The sequence below is a fragment of the Vibrio sp. T11.5 genome (assembly GCF_027587155.1).
In the GTDB taxonomy this organism is placed as follows: Bacteria; Pseudomonadota; Gammaproteobacteria; order Enterobacterales; family Vibrionaceae; genus Vibrio; species Vibrio neptunius.
The window spans coordinates 1-22,414 of record NZ_JAPPTP010000016.1 but is presented as its reverse complement, the minus strand read 5'-3'; the positions used below and the strand labels follow the sequence as shown (position 1 = coordinate 22,414).

Annotated in this window: 18 protein-coding genes and 1 tRNA gene; 13 read left to right on the top strand and 6 right to left on the bottom strand. The window is 44.7% G+C overall.

From position 1 onward, the window contains the following. Positions 1-83 precede the first annotated feature (83 nt). Positions 84-626, bottom strand: a complete 543-nt coding sequence (seqA, locus tag OH455_RS15740; protein ID WP_045977924.1) for a replication initiation negative regulator SeqA — start codon at positions 624-626, stop codon at positions 84-86. Positions 627-767: 141 nt separating this feature from the next. On the opposite strand from seqA, the gene OH455_RS15735 reads away from it, so the two are divergent. The 3 genes from OH455_RS15735 (at position 768) to fldA (ending at position 2,426) form a co-directional block, all read left to right on the top strand. Continuing rightward, positions 768-1,532: an alpha/beta fold hydrolase gene (locus tag OH455_RS15735; protein ID WP_269982035.1), complete on the top strand. Its 765-nt coding sequence runs from the start codon at positions 768-770 to the stop codon at positions 1,530-1,532. Between the two features lie 94 nt (positions 1,533-1,626). Next, entirely contained in the window at positions 1,627-1,848 is a 222-nt protein-coding gene (locus tag OH455_RS15730; RefSeq protein WP_045977926.1) for a DUF2788 domain-containing protein, read from the top strand. Between the two features lie 44 nt (positions 1,849-1,892). Beyond that, the gene (gene fldA, locus OH455_RS15725; RefSeq protein ID WP_045977927.1) at positions 1,893-2,426 is read left to right on the top strand and encodes a flavodoxin FldA; all 534 of its coding nucleotides are present in this window, start codon (positions 1,893-1,895) and stop codon (positions 2,424-2,426) included. Positions 2,427-2,463: 37 nt separating this feature from the next. Here fldA and OH455_RS15720 read toward each other — a convergent pair whose 3' ends face one another. Beyond that, positions 2,464-2,970 carry a DUF4442 domain-containing protein gene (locus tag OH455_RS15720; protein ID WP_219348075.1) on the bottom strand — a complete coding sequence of 169 codons (507 nt, stop codon included), beginning with the start codon at positions 2,968-2,970 and terminating at the stop codon, positions 2,464-2,466. A gap of 207 nt (positions 2,971-3,177) precedes the next feature. Here OH455_RS15720 and fcrX point away from each other — a divergent pair, with 207 nt between their 5' ends. Beyond that, positions 3,178-3,627 carry a ferric iron uptake transcriptional regulator FcrX gene (gene fcrX, locus OH455_RS15715; protein WP_045977929.1) on the top strand — a complete coding sequence of 150 codons (450 nt, stop codon included), beginning with the start codon at positions 3,178-3,180 and terminating at the stop codon, positions 3,625-3,627. Between the two features lie 96 nt (positions 3,628-3,723). Here fcrX and glnS read toward each other — a convergent pair whose 3' ends face one another. Next, on the bottom strand, positions 3,724-5,394 hold the full coding sequence (gene glnS / locus OH455_RS15710; RefSeq protein WP_206371827.1) for a glutamine--tRNA ligase: 1,671 nt from the start codon (positions 5,392-5,394) through the stop codon (positions 3,724-3,726). A gap of 261 nt (positions 5,395-5,655) precedes the next feature. Then, a complete protein-coding gene (gene nagE / locus OH455_RS15705) occupies positions 5,656-7,230 on the bottom strand; it encodes an N-acetylglucosamine-specific PTS transporter subunit IIBC (protein ID WP_045977931.1) in 1,575 nt (524 codons plus the stop codon). A 471-nt stretch (positions 7,231-7,701) separates the two neighbouring features. Between nagE and nagA the strand changes: the two genes are divergently transcribed. From nagA to OH455_RS15680, 5 genes are all read left to right on the top strand, one after another. Further along, positions 7,702-8,838, top strand: a complete 1,137-nt coding sequence (gene nagA, locus OH455_RS15700) for an N-acetylglucosamine-6-phosphate deacetylase (protein ID WP_206376546.1) — start codon at positions 7,702-7,704, stop codon at positions 8,836-8,838. Between the two features lie 2 nt (positions 8,839-8,840). Continuing rightward, positions 8,841-10,055, top strand: coding sequence for a DNA-binding transcriptional regulator NagC (nagC, locus tag OH455_RS15695; protein ID WP_045977933.1), 1,215 nt, complete (start codon positions 8,841-8,843; stop codon positions 10,053-10,055). A gap of 80 nt (positions 10,056-10,135) precedes the next feature. Then, a complete protein-coding gene (locus OH455_RS15690; RefSeq protein ID WP_269982034.1) occupies positions 10,136-11,722 on the top strand; it encodes a cation:proton antiporter family protein in 1,587 nt (528 codons plus the stop codon). A 228-nt stretch (positions 11,723-11,950) separates the two neighbouring features. Then, complete coding sequence (gene asnB / locus OH455_RS15685) at positions 11,951-13,615, top strand: asparagine synthase B (protein WP_045977935.1); 1,665 nt, start codon at positions 11,951-11,953, stop codon at positions 13,613-13,615. Between the two features lie 350 nt (positions 13,616-13,965). Further along, positions 13,966-15,357: a peptide MFS transporter gene (locus OH455_RS15680; protein ID WP_045977936.1), complete on the top strand. Its 1,392-nt coding sequence runs from the start codon at positions 13,966-13,968 to the stop codon at positions 15,355-15,357. A gap of 84 nt (positions 15,358-15,441) precedes the next feature. On the opposite strand, the gene OH455_RS15675 is transcribed toward OH455_RS15680, so the two are convergent. Further along, on the bottom strand, positions 15,442-18,093 hold the full coding sequence (locus tag OH455_RS15675; RefSeq protein WP_269982033.1) for a beta-N-acetylhexosaminidase: 2,652 nt from the start codon (positions 18,091-18,093) through the stop codon (positions 15,442-15,444). Positions 18,094-18,496: 403 nt separating this feature from the next. Between OH455_RS15675 and OH455_RS15670 the strand changes: the two genes are divergently transcribed. Continuing rightward, positions 18,497-19,366: a TraB/GumN family protein gene (locus tag OH455_RS15670; protein ID WP_269982032.1), complete on the top strand. Its 870-nt coding sequence runs from the start codon at positions 18,497-18,499 to the stop codon at positions 19,364-19,366. Positions 19,367-19,874: 508 nt separating this feature from the next. Here the strand turns inward: OH455_RS15670 and OH455_RS15665 are convergent. Beyond that, a tRNA-Pro gene (locus OH455_RS15665) sits at positions 19,875-19,951 on the bottom strand. 356 nt (positions 19,952-20,307) lie between these two features. Here OH455_RS15665 and OH455_RS15660 point away from each other — a divergent pair. The 3 genes from OH455_RS15660 to rluF all read left to right on the top strand — a co-directional run bounded on the left by OH455_RS15660 (position 20,308) and on the right by rluF (position 22,347). Next, positions 20,308-20,448 (top strand): DUF3149 domain-containing protein, encoded by a 141-nt coding sequence (locus OH455_RS15660; RefSeq protein ID WP_006959603.1) that lies wholly within the window; start codon positions 20,308-20,310, stop codon positions 20,446-20,448. Positions 20,449-20,605: 157 nt separating this feature from the next. Next, entirely contained in the window at positions 20,606-21,187 is a 582-nt protein-coding gene (gene smrA / locus OH455_RS15655; RefSeq protein ID WP_269982031.1) for a DNA endonuclease SmrA, read from the top strand. A 128-nt stretch (positions 21,188-21,315) separates the two neighbouring features. Beyond that, positions 21,316-22,347 carry a 23S rRNA pseudouridine(2604) synthase RluF gene (gene rluF / locus OH455_RS15650; protein ID WP_269982030.1) on the top strand — a complete coding sequence of 344 codons (1,032 nt, stop codon included), beginning with the start codon at positions 21,316-21,318 and terminating at the stop codon, positions 22,345-22,347. Positions 22,348-22,414: the final 67 nt, after the last annotated feature.

Sequence of the window (22,414 nt, the reverse complement as noted above, 5' to 3'; positions counted from 1 at the left end):
CATCCTTTATAAAAATGTTCAGAAGCAAAAAACCTCATAATACCCAGCACTGTTTGAACATTATGAGGTTTAAATCAGAATTCTTAGATTGAGTTAGTGACCTTCTCAATAAGGTCGGCAGGGAAATTCATTCTCGCCATCAACTGGTCAACCATCTGGCGCTTTCTACTGGTGTTGTTATTTGTAATCACCCAGAAAGGCGAACCGGGAATCGCTTTAGGCTTTGTCGTGTTACCACTCTCCAAGAGAGTTTGTTCATTGTTAGCAAAATAAACACGCTTTCGGCCTTTTACTTGAGTTGCTTCGGAAAATCCCTGGGGGTCAATGCGGTTCAACGTCGACAATACCAACATGAATCTGTCGATGGCTTTTTTCAGACCAGCAAACTCATCAGATATCAGCAGCGAGCGCATTGCTTTGACGCTATCTACTTTTTCTTCTTTGGCTGCATCACGGCTAACCACGATTCCTGTGGGCTGTACTGCTGGCACAACCGACGCTGATTGTTGACTCTGCTTATCAACCACGAGAAGACGACGCAGTATGTCGGATGCACTTTCACCGATGTGTTGGGTTTGACCTGCGATGTAACGGTATAGATCCTCATCAACCTCAATTGTTTTCATTCGCTTTTCACAATCTCTATGTTTAAACTCTGTGGGATTATATACCCAAGTCCCCTCAATATGCGAGTTCCAGATTTGCTATCTGAAGCAGATTAATGGTCGAATGAGGCGCTACGTTAAACCAGTCACGAATAGAGTAAAATGTCACAACTGCTCAACTATAAAATCGAAGGTGAGGGTCACACCATAGTTTTGATCCACGGCTTATTTGGTAGTTTAGATAACCTTGGTTTGCTCGCCAGAGATTTGCGCCAAGATTTTCAGGTGGTCAGCATTGATCTGCGCAATCATGGTTTGTCTTTTCAATCCTCTCAACACAATTATGAGTTGATGGCTCAAGACGTATTAAATACGCTGCAACACCTTGGCCTTGAACGCTACATTCTGATTGGTCATTCGATGGGCGGCAAAGTGGCAATGAAATTAGCAGGGCTTGCCCAAGATCAAGTTGAAAAACTATTAGTGTTAGATATGGCGCCAGTCGCCTACAGCCAACGTCGGCACGACAATGTTTTTGCGGGCTTAAAAGCAGTAATTGAACAGAAACCGACTTCACGTAAGCAAGCTCTGGACATTCTCGCGCAGCATATCGAAATGGAAGGTGTCAGGCAGTTTCTTGGCAAGTCGCTATACAACAATGGTGAGCATTTGGAATGGCGGTTTAACGTTGCAAGTCTTTGGGACAATTACTCCCAGATTCTAGATTGGATTCCAATAGATAAAATCACCACTCCGACTCTGATGGTGAAAGGTGGAGATTCAGACTACCTCACAGCAGAGCATCAAGGTGAAGTGCAAAAACAGTTTGCCAATGTAAAAGCCCATGTCATCGCCAATACTGGCCACTGGTTACATGCAGAAAGACCGCAAGAAGTTCTCCGCGCGATACGCAAATTTATCACTTAAAAACAGAATGAGAGATCGGTTGCTACCAACCCGTTAACTTTGTCTCACAAGAGTGGTATAGTTCGGCGCAAGTAATTCGGCATAAAGGGATCCCATGCTCTACGACTACATGAACATGATCGAGTCAATTGGCCTCGACCTTCTTTTCGCGTCTATCTTTTTTCTAATCGGTATGGCGATTAAAGATGTGTTAAAGGCAGGCAATGTTCCTCCTTTCGGTCGTCGCATTGTATGGTTGGTTCTATTCCTTGGTTGTGCTGGATTTATCGCCAAAGGCATTATTCAGATTAGCTGGGAAGGTGGCGGTATCGGCTGATATCAACCGAGCCCACAACAGAAATTAGTAAAGGTAACGAATCTATGGCAAGTGTAGGCATCTTCTTTGGTAGCGACACAGGTAACACTGAAGCTGTTGCAAAGATGATTCAAAAGCAACTAGGTAAACAACTGGTTCACGTTCAAGATATAGCGAAAAGCAGTAAAGAAGATATCGATAACTTCGATCTTCTACTCCTAGGAATCCCAACTTGGTATTACGGTGAAGCACAGTGTGACTGGGATGATTTCTTCCCAGAACTAGAGCAAATCGACTTTTCAACCAAGCTTGTTGCTATCTTTGGCTGTGGTGACCAAGAAGATTACGCTGAGTACTTCTGTGATGCGATGGGCACAGTTCGTGACATCGTAGAAGCCAAAGGCGGCACTATCCTAGGCCACACTTCAACTGAAGGCTATGAGTTCGAAGCATCTAAAGGTCTAGTTGAAGGCGATGACAGTCAATTTGTTGGCCTATGTGTTGACGAAGATCGTCAGCCCGAACTTACTGACGAGCGCGTAACTAACTGGTGTAAACAGATTCATGAAGAGATGTGTTTGGCTGAGTTAGAAGGCTAAAACAAAGATTTGAAAAACCTCCCCAGTGGAGGTTTTTTTATGCGATTTGCTCCTCGGTATCATCCTCTTCCCGGTATTGTGGCTTTTTACGCACATAGAGTTTACGCTGAACTTCGGACACAACGTTACCGCTCCTGTCTTTTACATAGATGACAAACTCAGGAAAACACTTATCACCATTGGATGTCTTATGTAGGATATCGTCCAGCAAGTCTTGAGGAACGATAAAATCCGCGTAGAGATCACTTTGTCCTGGCTTGATGAAGTTAATGCTCGCTTCCTTATCCCAAACATAATAGTGCTCTCCCAAGATCCCCATCAGCATTAATGAATAAACAGGATCGGTCAAAGAAAAAATACTGCCACCATACTGAGTACGATTGGCATTTTTATTCCACCAGCGCAGTTTGAGTTTCATTTTGACCTGACGAAAATCGTCGCTTATTGAAATAATCCTGATCCCAGCCCCCCAAAATGGAGGCCAGATATTGAGGGCAAACTTGACGATTCCAGGTTTGTATATTTTTGCCAGTGATTTATTCATTCTTTCGTCCCTGAAAATAGACTCTTCATAACAAGATGTTAATTAATTGTAACTGGTCTGATGTGTTTTATCAGTGACGCTACACGTGTTTAGAAAAAAATACTAGTAACCCTTTGAAGTTCGTGGTTTATTGTTACCTTGTACTGCCCTATAATGATAGGAATAATGAATTCTGTTAATTACCGCAGATCATCAACAGGAAAGTTTATGTCAGACAACAACCAAGCTCTTAAGGACGCTGGTCTTAAAGTTACACTTCCGAGACTGAAGATTTTAGAAGTACTCCAGCAACCGGAATGCCAACATATCAGCGCTGAAGAACTGTATAAAAAGCTCATTGATCTTGGTGAAGAGATCGGGCTAGCGACAGTTTACCGAGTTCTGAACCAATTTGATGACGCAGGTATTGTCACTCGCCACCACTTTGAAGGCGGTAAATCAGTTTTTGAACTATCCACTCAGCATCACCATGACCACTTGGTTTGTCTAGACTGCGGTGAAGTTATTGAGTTTGCTGATGACATCATTGAAGAGCGACAGAAAGAAATTGCAAAGCAGTACAATGTCATTCTGACAAACCACAGTTTGTATCTTTACGGTAAGTGTGCGGACGGCAGTTGTCGTGATAACCCCGATGCGCATAAACTGAAAAAATAGTCGATAAAAGCATTGCTCATAGACAGTGATCAGCTTCTTTTAAACAAATAGATTCGACAAAAAAAGCCAGTCATTCGACTGGCTTTTTGTTTGCAATTATTTCGCTTCAATTTTAGCCCAAGTATCTCTTAGGCCAACCGTACGATTAAATACCAATGCTTCTGGTTTTGAATCTTTAACATCGGCACAGAAATAACCCATACGTTCAAACTGATAGCCTTTTTCTACCTCAGCGTTGGCTAAACTTGGTTCAACAAAACCATTAAGCTTAGCGAGTGATTCTGGATTGATTGTTTCTGCGAAGTTGTCCGCTGCTGCAGGGTTAGGCACAGTGAATAGACGGTCATACAGGCGAATCTCAGCAGGCAAACCTTTATCAGCGGATACCCAGTGGATTACACCTTTCACTTTGCGGCCGTCTTCTGGATTCTTGCCCAATGTGTCTGCATCGTAGCTACAAAAGATAGTGGTAATGTTACCTTCTGCATCCTTCTCGATACGCTCTGCTTTGATCACGTAAGCACCACGTAGACGTACTTCTTTGCCCAGAACCAAACGCTTGTACTTCTTGTTCGCCTCTTCACGGAAGTCTTCGCGCTCAATCCAAACTTCGCGGGTGAACGGTACTTCACGTTCGCCCATCTCAGGTTTGTTTGGATGATTTGCCACAGTCAAAGACTCTACTTTGCCTTGTTCAAAGTTCTCGATGACGATCTTAACCGGATCGAGCACTGCCATTGCTCGAGGTGCGTTTTCGTTAAGATCATCTCGAATGCAAGATTCGAGTGAACTCATCTCAATCATGTTGTCTTGCTTAGTCACACCAATGCGTTTACAGAACTCACGAATAGAAGCCGGGGTGAAGCCACGACGACGTAGACCAGAAATTGTCGGCATACGTGGATCATCCCAACCATTCACTAAATTCTCAGTGACAAGTTGGTTTAGCTTACGCTTAGACATCACCGTGTATTCTAGGTTTAGACGACTAAACTCGTACTGGCGAGGCTGGCAATCAATGGTGATGTTTTCTAGCACCCAATCATACAGGCGACGGTTATCTTGGAACTCCAATGTACACAGTGAGTGTGTAATGCCTTCTAGTGCATCTGAAATACAGTGTGTGAAGTCGTACATTGGATAAATGCACCACTTATCACCCGTTTGATGGTGCTCTGCAAAACGAACACGATATAGGACCGGGTCACGCAGCACAATGAAAGATGATGCGAGGTCAATCTTAGCACGCAGACACGCCTTGCCCTCTTCGAAACCACCAGCGCGCATTTTTTCAAATAGCGCTAAGTTTTCTTCTACACTACGGTCACGGTAAGGACTTGGTTTACCCGGCTGCGTCAATGTGCCTCGGTATTCGCGGATCTGCTCAGGACTTAGCTCTTCAACATACGCTAAGCCTTTCTCAATTAATTCAACAGCGTACCCGTAAAGCTTATCGAAGTAGTTTGATGAGTAACAAACCTCATCGCTCCACTCAAAGCCCAACCAGCTCACATCATTCTTGATAGACTCAACGTATTCGACGTCTTCTTTTTCCGGGTTAGTGTCATCAAAACGAAGATTACACTGTCCCTGATAGTCCTGAGCAATACCAAAGTTTAAACAAATTGATTTAGCGTGACCGATATGCAGGTAACCGTTAGGTTCCGGCGGGAAACGAGTATGCACGCTAGTGTGTTTGCCATCCGCTAAATCTTTATCGATGATTTGGCGAATGAAGTTCGATGGACGAGCCTCAGCTTCACTCATCTATAGCACCTCAATTATTCAGTATTGTCAGAGAAAATAGCGTTTGAATGCGCAACATACGCCTCCAAACATATAGCAATCAATGATCCACAATTCTTTGCAATTACACAACTATAACCGGGCTTTATTTGGCAAATAATCTATCGATACTTGCATAAAGGGGTCGCTTTGTTCATGAAAGCAGCAAATTGACTCATTGACTACCAAAAAAAAGACCTCCAGTTATGGAGGTCTCAATCTGTTTAGTGAGTATTACGTTTATTATGGCAATTTAACGTCTGACAAATCTTCATTGATGCCGATCGCTTTCATTTCACCGGCAACGATCTCTGCCAATGGGCCCAGAATAACTTGTAGATTATTTTCACCCAACTTCACGACACCTTTCGCGCCCAGTTTCTTAAGCACTTCTTCATTCGCAACAGAGCGATCTTTCAGTGTCAAACGCAGACGCGTAATACACGCATCAATCGTTGTTAAGTTCTCATGACCGCCAAGCGCTTTTAGATACTGACGAGCTAAGTCCCCTTTGCCTGCATCACCACTCTTTGCAACCGCCATTTTGGTATCATCGTCTTCGCGACCAGGGGACTTGAGGTCAAACGCACGAATTGCAAAGGTGAAGGTGAAGAAGTATAGAGCACCGAAACCTAGGCCGATAAGTAGCAGAATGACCGGCTTCGTCGCTAGGCCCCAGTTTAGTACAAAGTCGATTAGACCCGCTGAGAAACCGAAACCATGCAGTGTACCAAACATGTTCGCTACAACCAGTGACAAGCCAGTGAACACGGCGTGAATGGCATATAATGCGGGCGCTAGGAAAACAAACATGAACTCTAGAGGTTCAGTGATACCTGTAAGGAAAGAACAGAAACCAACAGAGAACAATGCACCGCCCACTTGGCTGCGCTTTTCAGCTGGCGCGGCTAGGTACATTGCAAGTGCAGCCCCAGGTAGACCAAACATCATGACAGGGAAGAAACCGTTCATGAATACACCAGCGCTCTTATCACCGCCGAAGAAACGGTTTAGATCACCAGACTTGATAGTTTCAGTCACTTCTTTGACTGTTGCTGTAATTTCTGGTGTTACTGAATTAGCAAATTCGAAGGTGTGAGTCTGGCCTGCAGTTAGAGTCTTAGCAAGGTATGGGTCCACACACAGTTGCTGCAGAGAAGGAAGCGCTTGACCTGCAGCCTGAGCACTTGTCACCAACACTTCTTGACATGTGCCCATACCAAACCAGAAGTAAGAGTTAAGTACATGGTGAAGACCAACAGGGATTAGCGCACGGTTTAGGGTACCGTAGACAAACTGACCAATCGCACCAGAAGTAGAAACTGCGTGCGCCAATGTATCTAGGCCGCCCTGAATCGTTGGCCACACAACGCCAGAAATAGCACCCGCAACAACTGCGAATAGACCAGCCATGATAGGTACAAGACGTTTACCTGCAAAGAATGCCAGCCACTCTGGAAGACGGGTTGCATGGAAAGCATTGTATGAGTGACCTGCAATGATACCCGCGAAAATACCACCGAAGAATGACATGTTAACTGAAGCATCGATTGTCGTTGCTGTGGCAGTTAGAACAAAGTAAGCAACCGCACCTGCTAGACCCGCAGCACCGGAGCCATCTTTAGACAGGCCAATCGCGATACCTAGGCCGAATAGCAACGGCAGGTTACTAAAGATTGCGTTACCGGCTTGCGCCATGAACGCAATATTAAGAAGGTCTGGTTGACCCAAGCGTAAGAGCAAAGCCGCAACTGGAAGCGTTGCGATAGGTAGCATAAGAGCTTTACCTAACTTTTGCGCATATCCAAGAACATTCACCTTAAGTTCCCCCTATAGGATTTTTGTATTTTGTATGAGCCACTTATTTTAGTCGCTCAATTTAGTCCTGCTCAGTTTATGCCATTAATTTTGCCCCGCAAATTAAAACCTTATCAATTGTGATCATAATCACCAGAAAATCTGGCGATTCGAGGATTTTGCTAGCGAGATCATAAAACTTATTTTACAATACAAAAAAATAGCAACGCACTAACAACATTCGCGGTATTCTTGATGTGTACTCGTTGATTTAACAGCCGCCTTTCATGCGTCGCTCCCTTGTTAATGGTTCTTTGTTCTGCAAGGTTCTCAATGAGTTTGAGCGCAATTTCCGGTAGAATATTGATTGCTTACTATAGATATTTTGCGATCTAATTGAAGCTCACAAATAAAGTATAAAGGCATGCGTTCAATCGCTTCGTTGGGCCGACTAGAAGTATTAAAAATAAAACTGATAAGGATTAGCTAACCATGTATGCGCTAACTAACTGTAAGATCTTCACCAGCAACGATGTTCTTGTCGATCACGCAGTTATCATCAAAGACCAACTAATAGAATCAATATGTCCGGTAGCTGACCTTTCTCAGGATATTGAAGTTCTGGACTTGAACGGTGCAAATCTAAGCCCTGGCTTTATCGACCTACAGTTAAATGGTTGTGGCGGCGTCATGTTTAATGACGATATTTCTGCTGAAGCAATGCAAACCATGCACCAAGCCAACCTTAAATCCGGTTGTACGAGTTTCCTACCAACCCTTATCACTTCCTCTGATGAAGACATGCGGAAAGCCGTTGCTGCTGCGCGCGCTTACCACGATCAATTCCAGAATCAATCGCTGGGCTTACACCTTGAAGGTCCGTACCTAAACGTGATGAAGAAAGGTATCCACAGTGTCGATCATATCCGGCCTTCTGAAGACAGCATGATCGATTTCATCTGTGAAAATGCAGATGTAATTACGAAAGTCACTCTCGCACCGGAACATAATGATCCCGCACATATCAAACGCCTTAAAGCGTCAGGAATTGTTGTTTCAATCGGCCACACAAATGCCACTTATAAAGAAGCACGAAAAAGCTTCGATGCTGGTATCTCATTTGCAACTCACCTATTCAATGCGATGTCCCCTATGGTTGGACGTGAGCCTGGGGTGGTCGGCGCAATCTATGATAGCGCAGAGGTCTACGCGGGAATCATCGCAGATGGGTTCCATGTCGATTATGCAAACATACGTATCGCTCACAAAATTAAAGGCGAAAAATTAGTATTAGTGACAGATGCCACAGCTCCCGCAGGCGCAGACATGGATTACTTTATTTTTGTTGGTAAGAAAGTATATTACCGAGAAGGTAAATGTGTTGATGAAAATGGCACATTAGGCGGCTCAGCACTGACAATGATAGAAGCGGTGCAGAATACAGTTGAGCACGTCGGTATCGCATTGGACGAAGCACTTCGCATGGCAACTTTATATCCAGCGAAAGCGATAGGAGTCGATCAGCAACTAGGCCGAGTAAAACAAGGCATGGTGGCAAATCTGACAATCTTTGATCGTGACTTCAATGTTCAGGCGACGGTTGTTAATGGACAATACGAGCAAAGTTAAGAATGAATGGCGGACAAATAGGTAACGTAGACTTAGTTAAACAGCTAAATAGTGCAGCGGTATATAGGCTGATCGATCAACAAGGGCCGATATCTCGCATCCAAGTTGCGGACGTTAGCCAACTGGCACCTGCGAGCGTTACAAAAATAACCCGTCAACTACTAGAGCGCGGTCTAATCAAGGAAGTCGCACAGCAAGCATCAACTGGTGGTCGCCGTGCGATATCTCTGACAACCGAAGTTGAGCCTTTCCACTCAGTTGCAGTTCGATTGGGGCGGGATTATATTCAATTCAGCCTGTACAACTTAGGTGGAAAAGAAATCGCTGCTGAGTATCAGGAGTTCTTTTATACCACTCAGGATGATTTAGTCGAAGGCCTAACAACGCATCTAAAGCGCTTTATTCAATCTAACCAAACCGTGATCAATCAGTTGATTGCGATTGGTATTATATTACCGGGCCTAGTCAACCCAGAGACTGGGGTTGTCGAATATATGCCGAATATCAGTATCGATAACCTTGCCCTATCAGAGCTGATTGAAAACACTTTCCATGTTCGATGTTTCGTCGGTAACGACGTTCGCGGCATGGCACTGGCTGAACATTATTTTGGTGCAAGCAGAGATTGCCAAGATTCCATTCTAGTTAGCGTTCATCGAGGAACCGGTGCTGGTATAATTGTTAATGGTCAAGTTTTCTTGGGTTTTAATCGCAACGTCGGTGAAATAGGCCATATTCAGATTGATCCTCTGGGTGAACAATGCCAATGCGGCAACTTCGGCTGCCTCGAAACCGTCGCGGCTAACCCGGCTATCATTGACCGAGTGAAAAAACTTATCAAGCAAGGATACGAGTCCAGTTTGACTGAAATCGAAGCCATTACCATTAAAGATGTGTGTGATCACGCCAACATGGGTGATGAGTTATCTAAGCAGAGCTTAGTCCGTGTAGGCAATCAGCTTGGTAAAGCGATTGCTATTACGATCAACTTATTTAATCCGCAGAAAATTGTTATCGCAGGCGATATCACTCGCTGCCAAGAAATTATCTTTCCTGCGATTCGTCGCAACGTGGAAAATCAATCACTGACCACCTTCCATAGCGGTCTGCCGATTGTTGCTTCAGAGATTGACACACAGCCGACGATAGGTGCATTTGCCATGATAAAACGAGCTATGCTTAACGGCGTTTTGTTACAAAAATTGCTCGAAGATTGATCTCCTTAGCAACAAGTTGAGCTAAAATAACGGGTTACAATACGTAACCCGTTTTTTGTTTAGATAAGAATTGGATTTATATGGAACTCATTTTAATCTCTGCCGCATTTCTAGCTGGGTTTATCACCCTGAAATGCAACTTGCCACCTCTGGTCGGTTTCTTACTAGCTGGTTTTGCTTTACATGCTGTCGGCTTTGAGAGCAATGAAACCATAGTGACGCTGGCCGACCTAGGGGTGACGCTCTTACTGTTCACAATCGGATTAAAATTGGATGTCAAAACCCTGCTATCTAAAGAGATCTGGGCAGGAGCTACCATACATAACCTTTTATCTACCCTCTTATTTAGTGCCGCTCTACTTTGCTTTAAATTCCTTGGTGTAAGTTCATTAGCCAGTATGTCTGTCGAGCAACTTTTATTGCTTGGCTTTGCATTGTCCTTCTCCAGTACAGTCTTCGCTGTTAAATCTCTCCAAGAGAAAGGAGAAATGAACGCCACTTATGGAACAATCGCGATCGGCATGCTTGTCATGCAAGACATCTTTGCTGTCGTTTTTTTGACCGCCTCGACAGGAAAACTACCTGAATGGTATGCCATTATCTTGTTTGCATTACCTCTGCTTCGTCCGATTTTCTATAAGGTGCTTGATTGGGTAGGACATGGAGAAATGCTGGTATTATTCGGCATTTTCTTTGCTTTGGTGGTCGGGGCAGGGCTGTTTGAATTGGTGGGCATGAAGCCAGATCTTGGTGCCTTGCTCCTAGGAATGCTCCTTGCTGGGCACAAAAAAGCATCCGAGCTTTCTAAATCCCTGTTTAATCTTAAAGAACTTTTTCTGGTTTGTTTTTTCCTCAACATCGGATTAGCAGCACAGCCCACCATGTCGGGTTTTGCCTTAGCCACCTTATTCTTACTATTACTGCCATTGAAAGGCATACTCTATTTTAGCGTGCTCAACACGTTTAAGTTCCGTGTTCGAACCTCCTTACTTACTACACTCAGTCTGTTTAACTACAGCGAGTTCGGCCTCATCGTAGGAGGGCTTGCTTTTAAAATGGGCTGGATGGGCGGAGATATATTGGTTGCCTTAGCACTAGCCGTCTCAATTTCCTTTGTACTTGCCTCCCCTTTAAACAGAAAAGGACATGAGCTTTATCGCCGTTCAGGCCGTTGGTTAAAAGAGCATGCAGCGGAAAAACTTCACACTCGCGATCAGCTCATCAACCCAGGCAGTGCTCAAGTACTTATCCTCGGCATGGGACGTATTGGGACGGGTGCTTATGACGAACTGCGCGCACGTTACGGAAAGATTTGTTTGGGCATTGAAGTAAGAGAAGAGGCAGCTGCCGAGCATCAAGTAGAAGGAAGAAATGTCATTGCCGGTGATGCGACCGACCCAGACTTTTGGGAGCGCATTCTCGATACTGCTAACGTTAAATTGGTGCTTCTCGCGATGCCTCACCACCAAGGAAACCAAATTGCGCTAGAGCAGTTACAGAAAAAAGAATTTAAAGGACAGATTGCCGCTATTGCCGCCTACCCTGATCAACTCGACAGCCTGAATGAAGGAGGCGTTGACGCTGCGTTCAACATTTACAGTGAAGCGGGGAGTGGTTTTGCCAGACATGTCTGTGAGCAGCTGAAACCGACATTCAATAAACCTTAAGACGCTCTCTATAGAGGCAGCGCTCACGCTGCCTTTTTCTTTACCCACACATCAAATTGCGCAAAAAACAAACCAAACATAGACACCATTCACCAAAACGCCAGTTGCAATAGAAAATATTTAACAACAACCCTATTAGTTAAACTTTTTAATCAGTGAGTATTGATTTTTTTAATCAAAATGGCAAATTGAAGTCAGCAGATTAAATAAGGTTTATAAGGAAGTTGTATGTGTTCTATCTTCGGTATTCTAGACATCAAAAGTGACGCTCAAGCTCTTCGCCCCGTCGCTTTAGAAATGTCTAAGAAACTTCGCCATCGTGGCCCTGACTGGTCGGGTATCTATTCTTCAGAAAAAGCAATTCTAGCTCACGAACGTTTAGCCATTGTCGGCTTGAACAGTGGTGCACAACCGCTGTATAGCGCCGATAAGAAACACATCCTTGCCGTAAACGGTGAAATCTACAACCACAAAGAAATCCGTGCGCGTTATGAAGGTAAGTACGATTTTCAAACCGACTCTGACTGTGAAGTCATCTTAGCACTTTATCAAGAGATGGGTGCCGACCTTCTAGAAGAGCTCAACGGTATTTTTGCTTTTGTTCTATACGATGAAGAGAAAGATACCTACCTAGTCGGTCGTGACCACATCGGTATTATTCCTCTATATCAAGGTTACGATGAGCACGGTAACTATTACGTGGCATCAGAAATGAAAGCTCTCGTACCTGTTTGTAAGACAGTGAGCGAATTCCCTCCTGGTTGCTACTACGGCAGTGGTGATACAGAGCCTCAACGCTACTACATCCGTGACTGGAATGAGTACGCTGCAGTCCAAGGTAACTCTACAAGTAAAGAAGAACTGACTGAAGCACTAGAAGCGGCGGTTAAACGCCAGCTAATGACTGACGTGCCTTACGGTGTACTACTTTCAGGCGGTCTAGATTCATCGATCACTTCTGCAGTTGCTAAGCGCTTTGCTGCAATGCGCATTGAAGATGATGAAAAATCGGAAGCATGGTGGCCGCAACTCCACTCGTTTGCGGTAGGCCTAGAAGGTGCGCCAGATCTAAAAGCAGCCCGAGAAGTCGCAGACAAGATCGGTACGGTTCACCATGAGATGACCTACACGATTCAAGAAGGCTTAGATGCCATCCGTGACGTTATTTACCATATTGAAACCTATGACGTAACCACCATCCGCGCTTCGACACCTATGTTCCTTATGGGCCGTAAGATCAAAGCAATGGGTATTAAGATGGTTCTTTCTGGTGAGGGTGCCGATGAAATCTTCGGTGGCTACCTCTACTTCCACAAAGCACCAAATGCGAAAGAATTCCATGAGGAAACAGTACGTAAGCTACTAGCACTCAACATGTTTGACTGTGCTCGTGCAAACAAATCGCTAGCTGCATGGGGTGTTGAAGGTCGCGTACCATTCCTAGATAAAGAGTTTATCGACGTGGCAATGCGTCTAAACCCTGAAGACAAGATGTGTGGTAACGGTAAGATGGAGAAACACATCCTGCGTGAATGTTTCGAACACTACCTACCCGACTCAATCGCGTGGCGTCAGAAAGAGCAGTTTTCTGATGGTGTCGGATACAGCTGGATCGATACACTCAAAGAAGTGGCTGAAGCCAAAGTCTCTGACCAGCAAATGGAAACGGCCGCCTACCGCTTCCCATACAACACGCCGACAACAAAAGAGGGCTATGTATACCGCGAGATCTTTGAAGAGCTATTCCCGCTTCCATCAGCAGCAGAATGTGTCCCTGGCGGCCCATCAGTAGCTTGCTCTTCAGCTAAGGCGATTGAATGGGATGAGTCATTCAAGAACATGGCTGACCCATCAGGTCGTGCTGTACAAAGTGTTCATAACGACTCATATTAATCAAGATAAATTCAAGAGAGGCTCATTGAGCCTCTTTTTTTCACCGCACGCTTCTTCCATTACTGAAATACAACCCGTTTGCTCACTTGCTAATCCCCCTCTCTCAAGCACCGCTTACTTCTCTTTGCTATTTAACAATGCATTAAACCGCAAAATAATAATCTCGATTTTGGAAACTAAGTTTGTAGTACGTTACTTTTTAAGCGATTAAGAAAAATACCTCTTTTATATCAGGATCTTAAGAAGAAACCATAAATAAAGCTTATAACCCAAGCCATTGCAGATACATCCCCTAAAGAGTATACGTAACAACAAATAAAATTCTTTAACATCCTTCATTAGTAATACTTATGACAAACCAACATCAACAATTTTTTGGCCACCCTCGCGGCTTGTTCCTTTTGTTTGGTACCGAGCTTTGGGAGCGCTTTTCCTATTATGCAATGCGTGCAATCCTTGTTCTTTACCTTACCGATGCAACACTTGATGGTGGTTTAGGCTGGTCGACTAAAGATGCTTTGGATCTCTACGGCATCTATACTGGACTCGTTTACATCACCCCACTTATCGGCGGATGGCTAGCCGATAACTACCTCGGACAACGCCGCTCTATTCTTATTGGTGGCGCTTTAATGGCCGTCGGCCAATTCACCTTAGCCATGCCAGCAGATATGTTGGGGCTAGGCACTGTACACACCTTTTACCTCGGCCTTGCGCTTTTAATTGCGGGTAATGGCCTATTTAAGCCAAATATCTCAACGATGGTGGGTTACCTGTATCAGGAAGGTGACAATCGTCGCGATGGTGCATTTACCATTTTCTATATGGGCATCAACTTAGGTGCGCTGCTAGCGGGCGTCATTGCAGGTTCTGTTACTGATGAATTTGGCTGGAAATATGGCTTTATTGTTGCGGGTATAGGTATGCTTATTAGTCTGGTTATGCAGATGACCCTTGCTCAGTCATGGCTTGGAGACATTGGCCGCGAGCCAGCTGCCAAGAGAGATTTAGCAATCAAAAAGTCCTCTAAAAAAGAGCCACTGACGAAAGAAGAATTTGACCGTATCAAAGTTATTTTGGTGATGAGCCTGTTCACGATTGTCTTCTGGGTTGGTTTTGAGCAAGCGGGTGGCCTGATGAACATCTACACTCAGCAGTACACAGATCGTATGGTTGGCGGCTTCGAAGTGCCTGCGGCTTGGTTCCAGTCACTCAACCCATTTTTCATCATTACGCTCGCTCCTTTACTTGCAGTGCTTTGGGTCAAGTTGGGTAAACGTGAGCCTAACTCACCAGTCAAATTTGCCCTCGCTATGTTCTTCCTCGCACTTGGTTTTCTATGTATGGTCGGTGCCGTCATGGAGCAAGGTGGTGACACCACAGTAAAAACCTCCATGCTATGGCTAGTTGGTGCTTTCTTTTTCCATACACTCGGTGAGCTTTGTCTGTCTCCGATCGGTTTATCATTAGTCACTAAGTTAGCCCCACTTCGTCTAGCTTCTCTGATGATGGGTGCGTGGTTCGGCTGTAATGCGATTGCTAACTATGTCGCTGGCTACGTTGGTTCACATGTTGGTGAGCTTGGCGCATTTGCTATCTTTAGTGGCATAGCCGTAACCGCAATCCTATCGGGTGTCATTTTGCTCTTGTTCTCAAACACACTTGTTCGTTGGATGCACGGCGCAGAATCTCCAATCAGCAATGCTGAGCAAATCGAAGAGCAGCAAACTCAAGTCGCTTAACAGCAACTTCAGATATGAAGACGCCCGATCAATCACTGGTCGGGCGTTTTTTTGTTGCCTTTCCCTTTATAGGAAAGTGAGGAATTACTTCACGCGAGTCACACGGCTGAACTTGTCACCCGTCGCTGACACCGATCGAATGAATACCTCACCTCCTACACTTGGACGAGCACTGTCTGCATAAGTTAGCCAGTTTTTTCCATCTAGAGAGTATTGAAGCTTCACGCCAGGGAACTGAACGTTCATTGAAAGCGTGCCATCTTCTACTTGCGCACCTGGTACAGGTAGGCGGTAGTCGATGCCTGATTTCTCTAACTTAGCCAGTTCACGTTGACCAAGTATGTTGGCAAAACGGTTGTAGTCTTGGTTTAGCGCAGCTTTGTCTACTAGGTTAGAGTTTTGCGAATATTCAACACCCACTTTGTAGTCGTTTTCCCAATAAGCACGGTGCCATGCACGCTCAGCGGCTGCTAGTACGCGAGGGAATACCATGTACTCGTATTGCTCGTCGTTACGTACTGTCTCAGACCAAAGCTGTGCTGATAGACCGTAGAAAGGTTTCGCTTCGATTTCGCCTTTACCAGTGAAGCCGTTACCATCGCGGTCTACAGAAGTTTCTGCGTTCTGAGGCATGTTCTCTGGCGCAAAACTAAACATCTTACGAGTGTCTGTTGCACGGGTTGCCCAGTAGTAACCACGCTCTTTCGGATCCACTTCGTATGGCATATCCATGTAAACGTAGTCTGGGTTAGAAACGATCACGTCGTAACCTTTCTTAGACCACTCGTACACTGATGATGTGCCACCCCAGTAAAGAACATCCCAGAAGTTAACACGCGTGTTTTCTGTTGCGAACGCTTTCTCTCCTTCACTGTACTTAAGACCATCTTGCCACGCTTGAAAGTTTGCAATGCCTTTCTCAGCCACAATCTTCGACACCTCTTCTGCGAAGTGGCTTGGTAGATGAGCAAAGTCGCTTACCGTACCGTCTGCAATTAGCGTCTGACATTGTGGAGACTGTGCGAATGGCTTATCTTGTTTAGACAGGTCAATCGTACCCTTCCAGCTTACTTTGTCTTCAGCGTTCACATCTTGGAAACCAGCGCCTAGCTTGATGTTCTTCGCTTCGTCACCACCAAAGTGCCATGTTGTTAGCGGCGTACCCGCTTCTTGGTGCATTGCTGCAACTTCTGAAATCACTTTATCAACAAAGCGAGTTGAAGATTCCATACATGGGTTGATGAAGCTTTGCTTGTTGTAGAACTGAACCGTGGTTACGTTCGATGTATCTTGAGGATCCATCAGTCGGTATTCGTTCGCTTCTATTTCTTTACCTTCTTCCATTAAACGCTCGTAACGTGCTTCCATTGATACCACTGCTGCACGAGCGTGCGCTGGCATATCGATTTCAGGAATCACTTCGATGTTACGCGCTTTCGCGTATTTTAGGATTTCCACGTAGTCTGCTTTGCTGAAGAAGCCAGAACCAAAGTTGTCTGATGTTGGACCTGAGCCAAGCTGAGGCAGTAAACAGCTTTTCTCTTCCAAATCGAAACAACGGTTAGAACCCACTTCAGTCAGCTCAGGCAGACCCGGGATTTCTAAACGCCAACCTTCATCATCCGTTAGGTGAAGGTGTAGTTTGTTCATCTTGTACGCTGCCATTTGGTCAAGCGTTGCAAGGATTGCGTCTTTAGAGTGGAAGTTACGAGCCACGTCCACCATCACACCACGGTAATCAAAACGCGGCGCATCTTTAATAAACAGTTGTGGTAGAGATTCAGCATTTTGGCTATCAACTAGGCCAAAGAGTGATTGTACTGCGTAGAAAGCGCCTGCTTGGTCAAAGGCTTTAATCGCAATACCGTCGCCTTTGATGCTCATTTCGTAAGCACCAGATTTTGCCAATTCAGCGGTGAAGTCTGCAGGAGCAACCATGATGCTGACTGGAAGCTTACCTCGAACGTTTACGCCTACCACCTCTGCACGATCTTGAATTGCTGCATATTGAGTCGCATCGAATGCGTCGTTAGGCAGCGCAATACCCGCCGCGATATCTACCGTACCTTTACCAGCCTCAACAAACAATGGAGTTGGTAGTAGCGTGGTTGATACATCTTGTTTTACTAGATCTTGGTTCTTCTTAAAACGGGACACTGCATTAGCAAATACGTTGTTGTCATCTGGCGTACGTTTTAGGTTGTTACCCTCAAGACCAGTTACAAAAGAGGCAACGTCTTCTGTGTTAAGAGAAGCTATCATCTTAGGCTCTGCATTTGGTGCGGCAACAAATGCGCCTGGCATGAAGTCCGTTTCAAATAGCTGCCAGTATTCAGCAATAAGAGGAAGCACAACCTCTTCACCCGCGGCGAAACCATCGAACTTGTCTGTCGGTTCTAGTTTGTGTAGGTCACCGGTTACGCGAGAGATTTTGAACTTTTCGTTTTCAACATCCAGAATCAGACGAATGCTGTGGAAGTAAATAGCCCAATCTTTAGAGTCAACCGCTTCTCCTTGGTTAACTAGCGTCATGCTTACTTTGTTACAAGACGCCCACTCAGCGCTCATCTCTTGACATGCAAGGCCTTCGCTGGCACCTTGGTTGGTAAGTACCTCATATTGAATTTCAAGGCTACTAGCGAGTGAATTAACGACCCTTTGCTCATCTGACTGCAGCAAAGAACAACCGACTAGTGATGCGACAACCGATGTCGCGAGTAGACTTTGTTTGAACATCCTACTTACCCCAAACGTAAATTAGACCAACAATCTTGGCTCTAAGCTTAAAAACGATAAACAACATATCGCGATTTATTTTTGGTCATAAAATAAAATCACCATGAAAGTGACTTTGTTCAAATATCAAAAGCCATGAAAGCATAATAATCATTAAAAACAAACACTTAAAAATAACGTCAAAATCAACATAACTCAATTAACGAGATTACTGAGAGCTAGATCGCACTGATTTATTCATAACAGCAAATGAATTAAGACTTAGATCACAAGACAGTATTCATCAAATTACGCTAAGCTAGGAGGTAAAATAGAAAAGTGTGATTTTAGACGCAATTTTCTCTCGTTAAAGCACGTCAAAACCTAACTATTTCAACAAGTTTTCCGTAAGGCAACAGAACCCATGTACAAATTCTGTCTACTGTTTCTCACCTTGATTGTCTCAATATCTGCTATCGCTGAGCCTCTTTATTGGCAAGCTCAGAAAGGCAAACTCAACTACTTAATTCTGGGGTCAGTCCATGTTGGAGATGAGAGCATGTACCCTCTGCCTCAAACAGTCACTCAACGACTTAAATCAAGTGACGGGTTAATCATCGAAACGGACATACGTAAAACACAGGGAGTCAGCTACCCACCCGTGTCATTGTTGACCAAGGATGTGCTGAGCTCAGCACAGAAGAATGAGCTTATAGGGATGGCTAATTTACTCAACATGGATCAACAACAACTGATGCTGTCTCCACCATGGGCAACTGCGCTGACATTACAAATGAAACAGCTCGAGTACCTTGGTTACCAAGCCACTCAAGGTATCGACACTCATTTGATGAACAAAGCCGCTATCCAAAATATCCCTGTTATCAGCTTGGAGACACTGCAATTTCAAATTGATTTGCTTACAGGGCAAAAAGAAGCGGGTAAAGAGTTACTAGTTAGCGCTATTGAAGAATTTGATCACTCAGAGGACGCAACTCACTGCCTGATAGAAAGCTGGAAAGCGGGTGATTTGGATAAGTTAAATGAATTCGCCAATCTGACAGAAATGTCGCCCGAGTTAGAGCAGAGCTTTTTGACCCAGCGAAACATCAACTGGGCAAAACAGCTGTCAGAACCAAGTTGGTCACCCAAACGTAAAGGTTCTTACGTGATGGTTGTCGGTACATTACACCTAGTCGGTGAGCAAAGTGTTTTGAACTTGCTCAAAGACAGTGGTTTTAAGATCTCACAACTTTCGCAGAGTAAAGCTGCAAATTGTGAGTTTGAGTATTGAGAAGCGGGATTTGGGATGCGGGATTTGGGAACGGACTGCGTCCTATGGAGGGTTGGATAACTGGATAATTGGATAACTGGAAAGTTTTTGAGGGTTGGTACATGGTATCAACCCTTTTTATTTAGGAACGCTTCGCTATGGATTCGGGATGCGGGAACGAAAAACTCTCGAAGGGCGAAGCCCGCTCCCGCTTTCCAAAAGCGAAGCGCTCCCGTTCTCCATAGGACGCAGTCCGTTCCTAGAGACGAAAAAGGCTCTGCATTTCTGCAGAGCCTTTTTCTATATATGGTCGGTGAAGAGCCAGATTCTAATTTCAGACGACCCCCCACTCGGGTTCTAATCCTATTTCCTATGCTCTAAAACGACGAAAGCCTGCTATAAAGCAGGCTTTCTTAATATGGTCGGTGAAGAGATATTCTTTGAACATCAGGCGAACCCATCGTGGTTCGAATCTCTACCTCGAAATGCGAAAAAGGCCCTGCATTTCTGCAGAGCCTTTTTCTATATATGGTCGGTGAAGAGGGATTCGAACCCCCGACCCTCTGGTCCCAAACCAGATGCGCTACCAAGCTGCGCTATTCACCGAAACTTTGGCTTTGGATTTCACATCAAGAGAGGGTCGCCCTCTGGTCCGCTATTCCAAAACTCGAGATGCGCTATCAAATTGCGCTATTCACCGAGATGTTTCTTCGAGCTCATTGCCCTTCAACGAAGGCGTATATTACGGATTCTAAATTTGAACGCAAGCCATTTCCCTAAGTTTTTTTGCAATCAGGCTTATTTGCCTAAAACATAATCAACGGACCACAAAATGTGAGCAAAAACACAGCGCAAGAAACAAATACGCAACTAAAACCATACAATTGATCCAGATCAGTACTTGTATTGCGACCAGCTATTACTTTAATCCATGTCATCACTATTTTGGATTTGGAGGAAACATGGACTTTTGGCTGAATCTCCTGTTTGGTAATGCAGTTGGGCTATCTTCGATGCTAGTCATCTTTGGAGCTTTAGGTCTGATGCTTTTTTACGGCGGTTACTTCATTTACAAAGTAATGAACGACAAATCTCCTCACTAGATCGCTTAGCCCTATTTTTCGAATAGAGTATCGCTATGCACCGAAGTAGATCCTTTGTCTACTTCGGTTTTTTATTTTCAGTGGCCTAAATCTGTGCACCATTATTGGCTGCTATAGGTATAATAAGGTTACTGATTTCCTACTCTGAGATGCTGTTATGTCTCACGATGATGATTTTGCTTTGTTCAAAGAAATGATGGGCGACGTCACACCCATCCAACAAGATACAACCGAACACAAAAAACACCATAAAGTCACTGAAGCACAACTTGCCAAACGAGAAGCCGCTATCTGGTTAACTGAAGATGACCCAGAATATTTGTCAGTAGATCATGCCCCTATGCTCAAACCCGAAGATATCATCGAGTTTAAGCGAGATGGTGTTCAGGAAGGCGTCTACAAAAAGTTGCGCTTGGGAAAGTACCCTATCCAAGCTCGTCTTGACTTGCACCGCCTTACCTTGAAACAAGCTCGGGATGAAGTGGTTAAATTTCTCAAACAGTGCATATCAATGGATATTAGAACGGTTGTCATCGTCCACGGCCGTGGTGAAAAATCTAACCCACCTGCACTAATGAAAAGCTATGTGGCACAATGGTTGGAGCAAATTCGAGACGTACAATGCGTTCATAGCGCACAGCGCTTTCATGGTGGCACTGGCGCCGTTTATGTCATGCTGCGCAAAAGCTCGGATAAGAAACTCGAGAATCGAGAACGACATCAAAAACGCCTTGGTTAACCACTTGCTCTGCTGAGTAAGATTAAACTTACTCAGATGGCATAACAGTGCTAGAATATCTAGGCAGCCTAACGGGCTGCTTTTTCATTTTTAGATTAATGCCGTTGTGAAACGTTAGAGAGAACAACATGTCACAAGATGCCAAACGCTTAAACAAATTCATCAGTGAAACAGGCTTTTGCTCACGCCGCGAAGCCGACCGCCTAATTGAGCAAGGTCGTGTCACGATCAATAGCAAAGTCCCTGAAATGGGCACTAAAGTTCTACCGGGCGACGACGTTTGCGTTGATGGTAAACCTATCAACGCAGCGACAGATAAACCTATCTACATTGCTTTGAATAAGCCTACAGGCATCACCTGTACCACTGAACGTGATATTCCCGGCAACATTGTTGATTTCATTGGCCACAAGAAGCGTATCTTTCCTATCGGTCGTCTAGACAAACCATCTGATGGTTTGATCTTTCTGACCAATGACGGTGATATTGTTAACAAGATACTTCGCGCTGGCAATAATCACGAGAAAGAGTATGTGGTCCGTGTCGATAAACCGATTACCGAACAGTTCATCAAAAAAATGGGCTCGGGTGTGGATATCCTCGATACCACGACACTGCCATGTAAAGTCAGTAAAGAGACGAAATTTTCTTTCCGCATTGTCCTCACTCAGGGCCTGAACCGACAGATCCGCCGCATGTGCGAAGCTCTTGGTTACGAAGTCTTCAAGCTTCGTCGTGTACGTATTATGAATATCACCCTGGATGGAATCCCGAACGGTCAATGGCGCTATCTAAGCGACGATGAGATCGAAGAAATTCTCGCAATGTGTGAATCATCGAGTGGAACAGAAGACGCTTCTAAAGTGGATGCACGCGGTCGTAACATTCGCAAAGCGACTGATGCCAAACTATTTGACAGTCGTGAAGAAAATCAGGAGTCGAAAGCTCGCCGCAATCAGAAGAGTCGTACTTTTAAAGGCCGTAATGCCGATGAGTTCCGCCATGCGCCAAACTCGAAGAAAGGCCGCAATAGTGGTAACAACTCAAGCAACTCTAAAGCCAAGCCAAATAAAGGTAAGACTTTCTATAAGCCTGCAAGTGACAAATCACAGCGCCCTGCAAAACCACGCTCTGGCGGCACTTTAAGTCTGAAGAAGTAAGCAAAGAGCTGGAGAGCTGGAGAGCTGGAGAGCTGGAGAGCTGGAGAGCTGGAGAGCTGGAGAGCTG